The organism is Sulfurimonas sp., assembly GCF_023229105.1.
GTDB lineage: Bacteria > Campylobacterota > Campylobacteria > Campylobacterales > Sulfurimonadaceae > Sulfurimonas.
Window position 1 is genome coordinate 22,645 of the sequence record NZ_JALNZY010000020.1, and the last position, 7,769, is coordinate 30,413.

The following is a 7,769-nucleotide window of genomic DNA, read 5'->3' on the forward strand; positions in this document are numbered from 1 at the left end:
CATTAGAGTATTATCACATTATAAATTCTAATATTTAGGATGTTTATGAATACCTCAACTTTACAAAATGTTGCACTATCAAATTTACTCCAGCTCATACTTTTCATTATAGGATTTTTTGTAGAAATTCTTCTGCTTGGCTCTTCGACTATTGTTGTTGGCATGATAATAGTACATATTAGTTTGGCTTTTTATCTGCGTTCACAACTCCTTATCGTGAAAAAGTCCATTGAGGAGGTAACTGTTGCAATAACAAAAGCATCAGCGGGAAATTTAGATATCGTCGCACCTGTTATAGGAGTTGGCGAGATTAAAAAACTCGCAGAAGAGTTTAACTCTCTGCTTTTTCAAATAAGAGTTTATATGCAAGAGACGATGAAAGCCATTGATGTTGCAGCAGATATAAATAGTTCTTACTATGCTAAAACAGGGGATTTAAATCCAACCTTAGCCACAGCAGCTCAAACAATCAACAGCTCTGTTAAAGATATAGAAAGAGGTTATAAACTTCAAATCAGGGGCAACTTTACACAAAAACTCCATGATTTAGGCGGAGGAATAGCTCATGGTTTAAAGGTTATTCAAGATAATCTGCTAAGCAACTCCAAAGAGATAGATACCATATCAAGCCTCTCTAAAAATACGGCAACCCAAGCAAGCAAAAGCATTAACTCCATGAATGATGTTATGAATCAGTTTCATGAACTAATAGAAAAAATCGACGCTACTCATCACAATATTAGCGGTCTCTCTGAGCGCTCAACAGAGATATCTGCTATGGCGGATCTTATCAAAGATATTGCAGAACAGACAAACCTTCTAGCGCTTAATGCCGCGATTGAAGCTGCCCGCGCAGGTGAACATGGCAGAGGATTTGCCGTTGTTGCAGATGAAGTAAGAAAACTAGCCGAGAGAACTCAAAAAGCAACACAAGAGATATCTATAACCATATCTGCTCTGCAACAAGAGTCGCAAGATATAGAAAACAGCTCACAAGAAATGTCAACTATTGCCCAAAATGCAACACAAACCATAAATATATTTGCAGATACGCTTGAAGGTTTTCATACTAATGCTAAGGATTCGGCAGATTATGCCGGCTATATCAGAGATTCCCTCTTTATGGTCTTAATAAAAATTGACCATATCTTATTTAAATCAAACGCTTACTCCTCCGTGATAGGAGAAAAAAGTAACTCATCTTTTTCAGATCATAAAAACTGCCGCTTAGGAAAATGGTATCTGGGCGTAGGAAAAGAGGCTTACGGTCATACGCAAAACTATAAGTTTATAGATGAGCCGCATGCGAAGGTGCATGACCATGCGATAAAAAATGTAACGTATATTGAAGAAGGAACTGCAATGGATCCTAAAAATGAGAAGACAATTATTAATAATTTTGAAATGATGGAAGAGGAGAGTTTAAAACTATTTCATGTACTAGACAAAATTGTCGAGGAACTTGACCCCACAAAAAAATAGCTCTTTAAAAAAGTTCTAAACTATCTCTCTTTTGATTTTTTCTTTGAGCGCTGTTAAGACCTCATAACCGATTGTTTTTGCATACTTTGCGACAACTCTTGCATCGTTAAATACCAAAAGCTTCTCTTTGGAGGTTGCGAAGGTGCTGTTATCCATGGAGATTCTACCAAGAAGTTCTACCCCCTCTGGAGTAACATAGCCATTTGCGCAGGCTCTTAAGAACCCATCACCGTATCCAAAGTTGTAGTTACTAATGACACAATCTCTATGGGCTACATAATCGCCGCCATAACCAACTCTCTCTCCTGCTTTTACTGCTCTTGATGAGAGTCTTGTGGCCCAAAGAGACAAGACAGGTTTCAACCCATCCACTTGGAGCGCTTTTGGAAGTTCTAAGCAGCCATAAGCTGCTATTCCAACTCTTGTCATATCTTCATCAAAATTTGTGAGTCGAAAAAGCGAGGCTGAGTTTGAGGAGTGAAATCTAAGAGCACCTAGCCCAAGCTCATGTGCAAGCATACGTGACTTCTCTTTTACTTTTTTGAAATTCTCTTTTTGCCAAAACCACTCACTTGTAAGCTCATCAGCGCTACTATGATGCGTAAAAACAGCTTCTAGGAGCAAACCTGCTTCTTTTGTTTTTATAAACGCTTCCTCTAGTTCACTCATGGAGATGCCGTTTCGGTGCATTCCCGTATCTACTTTTAGTTCCACTTTGGTGCCGATGGGAAATTTATCTATACTTTTTATATCATTTATCGTATAACGTATCTTGTCGCTTTTTGAAGTCGGTATCTCGCCTAAAACCAAAATATACTCAAAAAAATCATCTACTAATTTAGCTTCTTTACATGAGCAAACAACCGCTTTACTGATGCCATACTCTTTTGCCATAGAAGCCACCTCTAATAGCCCGTGTCCATACGCATTATCTTTTAATACTAGTGCAATTTTATCTCTTGTTTTGGTACTTTTGGAGATAATGTCGAGATTGTTAAAGAAATTATTTTTATTTAAAATTATAGTAGCCATAAAGGAATTATAGCAAATGAGACGATTAATTGCAGAGTTTGAAGAACAGAGTTTTACGCAAATTATATTTCCGCATGCAAAAAGTGATTGGGTAGAGTATTTGCCAGAGGCACAAGAGACATTTATAAACATCATAAATGCAATTACCAAATATCAAGAGTGTCTTGTTATTTGTGATGATCTACAGAGCGTAAAGAGTAGATTTGACGAAAATGAAAATCTCTACTTTATAGAGTATGAAACAAACGATACTTGGGCTAGAGACTGTTCTACTCTTTGCCTTAAAGAGGACAATACCGTAAAGCTTCTTGACTTTACATTTACGGGATGGGGCGGAAAGTTTGAAGCCTCAAAAGATAACGCCATGAGCAGCGCTATAAAAAGATGTTATGACAAAGAGCTTAAAAAGGTAGATTTAATCTTAGAAGGCGGCGCTATTGAGAGCAACGGCTTAGATACCATCCTTACGACTTCAGAGTGCATATTAAACAAAAATAGAAATGCTTCGCTAAACAGGGAGCAGATGACAAAAAGAGTTCAAGAAGAGTTCGGCATGAGTAGGGTTTTATACCTTAACCACGGCTATCTGGCAGGAGATGACACGGACTCGCATGTAGATACTTTAGCTAGATTTATAGATGAAAAAACCATAATGTATGTTAAATGCGAAGATAAGAGCGATGAGCACTACTTAGAGTTAAAACTTATGCAAGAGGAGCTTCAAGCATTCTCAAAAGCATACGATTTTAAACTTATAGCACTTCCTATGAGTGATGCATGTTTTTTTAACGGCGAGAGACTCCCTGCAACATATGCTAACTTTTTGTTTGTTAATGGTGCCGTTTTAGTTCCGACATACGGGGTAAAGAGAGATGAAGAGGCGCTGAGTATTTTTAGAGAAACCTTCCCAACAAAAGATATTATAGGCATCAACTGCTTCTCACTTATAAAGCAGCATGGCTCACTTCACTGTGTTACTATGAACTTTGCCGCTGGAGTTAACATCTCCTGCTAAGAGGGCTTCCTCTTGGTTTAAAATAGCAAATCCGCTATATAGCAAATAAGCCGAGAAACTTAAACCCAAAATAATCAAAATTATTCGTTTTATCTTTTCAATTTTACTCATACCGCAATTTTATCATAATGTTTAGAGATAAATTTAACACTTTTGTAACACTATTGTTATACCATTAACTAATTTAGAAAATAAAGGTTGATTTTATGTTATATAAAAAAATTATTCCATTGTCATTAGTTGCAGTCGCTGTTTTGGGCGCAAATGAGCTTGAGCTTCCTAAGATAAGCATCGAATCCACTATCATTACAGAAGTTAGCCAAAATGCTCAGCTCTCTGCTGATTTGGCACAGGCTCTTAGTTCAAGTGTACCGAGCATAGATATGAACCGCCGTAGCGGTATCGCAAACGACATCTACATCCGCGGTCAAAAAAGAGACAATATCTCTATTGATGTTGATGGCACAAAAATTTTCGGTGCATGTCCAAACAGAATGGATCCACCGACGTCACATATCGTAACAAGTCAAATTGAAAATGTCGAAGTTATTGAGGGACCTTATGATGTTGAAAACTTTGGAACGCTAAGCGGTGGTCTTAAGATAACAACAAAAGCACCTACAAAAGATTTAAGCGGGGAAGTTACCTTTGGTGTGGGAAGCTGGAACTATAGAAAAGTAGGTGCTACGGTAAGCGGCGGAAATGATTTTATCAGAGTTTTAATAAGCGGATCAACCGAAACAGGCGATCAGTATAAAGACGGTGACGGAAATACTTTAGCAGAACAAATTGACAATGCAGTTTTAAACGGCTCGGCACTAAGTGGCAATAAATATCAATCGCAATATCATGATATGCAAGCATATAAGAAAAAAAGTCTTATGACAAAAGCATATATCACTGTAACGGATGATCAAGAACTTCGTTTAAGTATGACGAACAACAGAAGTGATGATGTACTCTATCCAAACTCCAAAATGGATGCCGCGTATGATTACTCAAATATCTACAGCATTGCATATGATATAAAAAATATCAGTGATATATACAAAAATATCAATTTGAAATACTACTACTCAGACGTTGATCACCCAATGGATACAAGATTTAGAATAGCAGGTGCTGCAAGTTACAGCACAAATCGTCTAAAAACTTCCATGGAGGGCATCAAACTCAAAAATAGTTTTGACATAGCTTCTTACAAACTTTTAGTCGGACTTGACGGAAGCAAAAGAACATGGGAAGGTGAAAAGTACATGACAGATGCAACAACGGAAGTTGAGGGCGCACACTCCATAAGTCTTACGCACACGCAAACGAAAAACAGAGCAATCTTTGCAAAGCTTGAAAAAACAACAGGTAATTTTGATGTTGAAATTGGAGCAAGATATGATGATACAGAGATTACACCTGATGATCTTACAAAAAGATCAAGAGATTATGATGCACTTAGCGCAAATCTCCTAACTACTTATAACCTAAACAAAGAAAATAAAATTTTCTTAGGTTTTGGACAAGCAAGCCGTGTTCCGGATGCAAGAGAACTCTATCTTTCAAGCCCTGCTGGAAATAATGATTTAAAGCAAACAACAAACACCGAAGTAGATTTAGGGTATGAACTTAACAACGACCTGATGAGATTTAAAATCAAAGCTTTCTACTCTACGCTAGACGATTATATCTACTATATCAAAAGCGCAAATACCTTCAATAATATAGATGCAACAGTTTACGGGACAGAGTTAAGTGCCTCTATTTATGCTACAGATGCTCTTAGTGTTGACATGAAAGCATCTTATAAAGTCGGCGAGAAAGATAATGTAGCTGCGGGAGCAGACAAAGATTTAGCAGATATCGCACCTCTAAGAGGAGATATAGCTCTAAACTATGAGTACATGAATAACTCTGTAGCTACTCTTGAATTACAAGCTTCAGATAAATGGAGTGATTATGATGCAGACAGCGGCGAACAAGAGCTAGGCTCATGGGCAATTGTAAATATGAAGGTAAAACATGCGGTAAACAAAAATTTTGATTTCACTCTAGGAGTAAACAATCTTTTTGATAAAACTTATGTTCTCTCAAACACATACGCAGATTTAATCCTTTTAGCCGGCAGCGGTCCTGATACAATGCTTCTTAACGAACCGGGAAGATATATCTATACAAACCTTACTTTTAAATTTTAACTCCTCCTGTTTTCGCATGCATGTGCATGTGAAAATAGAGCCCCTTTTTTAGCTATATGAGCTGTTGCTTGTTATAAATATTGTCTTTTTTTTGCTATTAACGCTTTAATAAGCGAAGTTTTTATCGATAAATATGCTTCTTCATTTTGTTGTAGAATTTTTTCATCTCTTTTTTGTTGTCTCTTAAGAGAGTCCATATCTTTTTTGATGTTGTTGTACTGCATTAAAACATGCTGTTTTATAAGTTTTTCACTTAGCTTCTTTTTGTTATCTGCTAAAGATTGTAAGAGATTTTTGATATTTCTTATATCATCTTTGAGTTTTTTTCCCTCTTTTTCATCTTTTGAGGTAGCCAGCACATCTTCAAGTGTGATTTGTCTTCTTAAGGCAGCATTGATTTCTAAAGTAATTTCATCAATATTTTTATTTATCATACTATTATATTCAATCGGGGAGAGCTTTGCTGTGCTAAATTCACTAAGCTCTTTTGCTAAAAGTTCTCTTTTAGAATTAATCTGCTCTATGGATAGAGCAACTTTATTGTAGATTTTTACTATAGACATCATTGAAACAACGTTCCATTTTAAGCCGCTCTGTGCTTTGATTTGAGGAACTTTATATTTTTTGCCGTTAACGACTATGACATTTAAAGAGTAGTAGTTTAAAAAATCTATAACCTGTTTATTTAACATACTTACTTCAAAGAGTATAAAATGTGCGATATATTCAAACATCTCCTCAAAGTGTATTCTAAAAACATATCCCGAAAACCCTTTGAAAAAAATCTCATTTTTGTCATATTTTGAAGTTAACTTCTCATTTATGATTGATTGAATATATTGAAAAACATATTTTTCATAGGTTTCATTGTCTATCTTTTTCTCAATTATATAGATATCTATAAACTCTCTTGCAGCTTCACGATAAAAATCATCGCTCTCTTTTGCACTACAAAAATTATCATAAAATAATTTTAGTTCATCTTCATCAAGCCCGTTATATCTACCTGCAATCGTTCCTTTTTCCTCTTCAGGAATAATCTTCACTTTAGAAGTATCGAAAAATTTTATAAAGATACAATCATTTTTAAAAAATACGATATCACTCTCATGCAGATTATGTGCTTCTCTAACTGCCTGCCTGATAAGCTCCTTTTGATTTGCCTCCTCCTCTGATTCTGTTTTTAAATAAGCGTTTATTTTATCTACCAATTTTTCAGAAATACAGGTCAAATCATCTTTGCCTTTATAGCAATGTGTTATCAGGTTTTCGTTAGAATTTAAAATTTTTATAATATTTATAATTGTAGCAGACATAATTACCCTGTTCTTACCGTTGTCGGCTGATTTGTAAAAAAAGCATTTTTTATATATTTTATATCTTATTTTGTTGAGAACATTTTAAATATCTATAAAATTTATTCCAATTATACTATAATTATTTATAACTTCCATGACGTAAATATGTCTATACAAACCTTACTTTTAGATTTTAACTCCTCCTATTTTCACATGTATATACATATTAAAATAAAGCACCTTTTTATCCCAATCAAGCTAAAATCTCTTTATGATAAAAAGAGTACAAACAAAACAGATATTTGTCGGTAATGTAGCAGTAGGTGGGGATGCGCCTATTAGCGTGCAATCCATGACATTTTCAAAAACCTCAGATGTAGCTTCCACTGTTGCGCAGATAAAACGGCTCCACTTTGCCGGCTGCGATATAGTTCGCGTTGCAGTTCCTCAAATGGAAGATGCCCTCGCACTAAAGTCAATCAAGGAGCAGATTTCACTCCCTCTTGTTGCAGACATCCACTTTAACCATCGTCTAGCACTCATAGCTGCAGAAGTTGTTGACTGCATACGCATAAATCCCGGAAACATCGGCTCAAAAGAGCGAGTAAAAGAGGTTGTAAAAGCTTGTCAAACAAGAAATATTCCTATACGAATTGGCGTAAATGCTGGAAGTTTGGAAAAAGAGTTCTTAAACAAATATGGACAAACATCTCAGGGGATGGTGGCATCAGCCGAATACAACATCAAATTTTT

The 7,769-nt window shown here is 35.8% G+C and carries 6 protein-coding genes; 4 read left to right on the forward strand and 2 right to left on the reverse strand.

The genetic code is table 11. The features are described from left to right. The first annotated feature begins 45 nt into the window (after nt 1-45). Complete coding sequence (locus M0Q17_RS04365) at nt 46-1,482, forward strand: methyl-accepting chemotaxis protein (RefSeq protein WP_295083693.1); 1,437 nt, start codon at nt 46-48, stop codon at nt 1,480-1,482. Between the two features lie 15 nt (nt 1,483-1,497). Here the strand turns inward: M0Q17_RS04365 and M0Q17_RS04370 are convergent, their stop codons facing one another. Further along, nucleotides 1,498-2,514, reverse strand: coding sequence for an alanine racemase (locus tag M0Q17_RS04370; protein ID WP_295083695.1), 1,017 nt, complete (start codon nt 2,512-2,514; stop codon nt 1,498-1,500). Between the two features lie 16 nt (nt 2,515-2,530). Between M0Q17_RS04370 and M0Q17_RS04375 the strand changes: the two genes are divergently transcribed. Together M0Q17_RS04375 and M0Q17_RS04380 are read left to right on the forward strand one after the other, a co-directional pair. Next, nucleotides 2,531-3,529 carry an agmatine deiminase family protein gene (locus tag M0Q17_RS04375; protein WP_295083697.1) on the forward strand — a complete coding sequence of 333 codons (999 nt, stop codon included), beginning with the start codon at nt 2,531-2,533 and terminating at the stop codon, nt 3,527-3,529. Nucleotides 3,530-3,735: 206 nt separating this feature from the next. Next, the gene (locus tag M0Q17_RS04380) at nt 3,736-5,718 is read left to right on the forward strand and encodes a TonB-dependent receptor (protein ID WP_295083699.1); all 1,983 of its coding nucleotides are present in this window, start codon (nt 3,736-3,738) and stop codon (nt 5,716-5,718) included. A gap of 71 nt (nt 5,719-5,789) precedes the next feature. Here M0Q17_RS04380 and M0Q17_RS04385 read toward each other — a convergent pair whose 3' ends face one another. Then, nucleotides 5,790-7,034, reverse strand: a complete 1,245-nt coding sequence (locus tag M0Q17_RS04385; protein WP_295083701.1) for a hypothetical protein — start codon at nt 7,032-7,034, stop codon at nt 5,790-5,792. A gap of 253 nt (nt 7,035-7,287) precedes the next feature. Between M0Q17_RS04385 and M0Q17_RS04390 the strand changes: the two genes are divergently transcribed. Then, on the forward strand, nt 7,288-7,769 hold a 482-nt coding region (locus tag M0Q17_RS04390), incomplete at its 3' end, for a flavodoxin-dependent (E)-4-hydroxy-3-methylbut-2-enyl-diphosphate synthase (RefSeq protein WP_295083703.1).

What these genes read in the sequence shown, in the direction of transcription:
- M0Q17_RS04365 (WP_295083693.1), top strand. Translation starts at nt 46, where the DNA reads ATGAATACCTCAACTTTACAAAATGTTGCACTATCAAATTTACTCCAG.
- M0Q17_RS04370 (WP_295083695.1), bottom strand. Translation starts at nt 2,514, where the DNA reads ATGGCTACTATAATTTTAAATAAAAATAATTTCTTTAACAATCTCGAC.
- M0Q17_RS04375 (WP_295083697.1), top strand. Translation starts at nt 2,531, where the DNA reads ATGAGACGATTAATTGCAGAGTTTGAAGAACAGAGTTTTACGCAAATT.
- M0Q17_RS04380 (WP_295083699.1), top strand. Translation starts at nt 3,736, where the DNA reads ATGTTATATAAAAAAATTATTCCATTGTCATTAGTTGCAGTCGCTGTT.
- M0Q17_RS04385 (WP_295083701.1), bottom strand. Translation starts at nt 7,034, where the DNA reads ATGTCTGCTACAATTATAAATATTATAAAAATTTTAAATTCTAACGAA.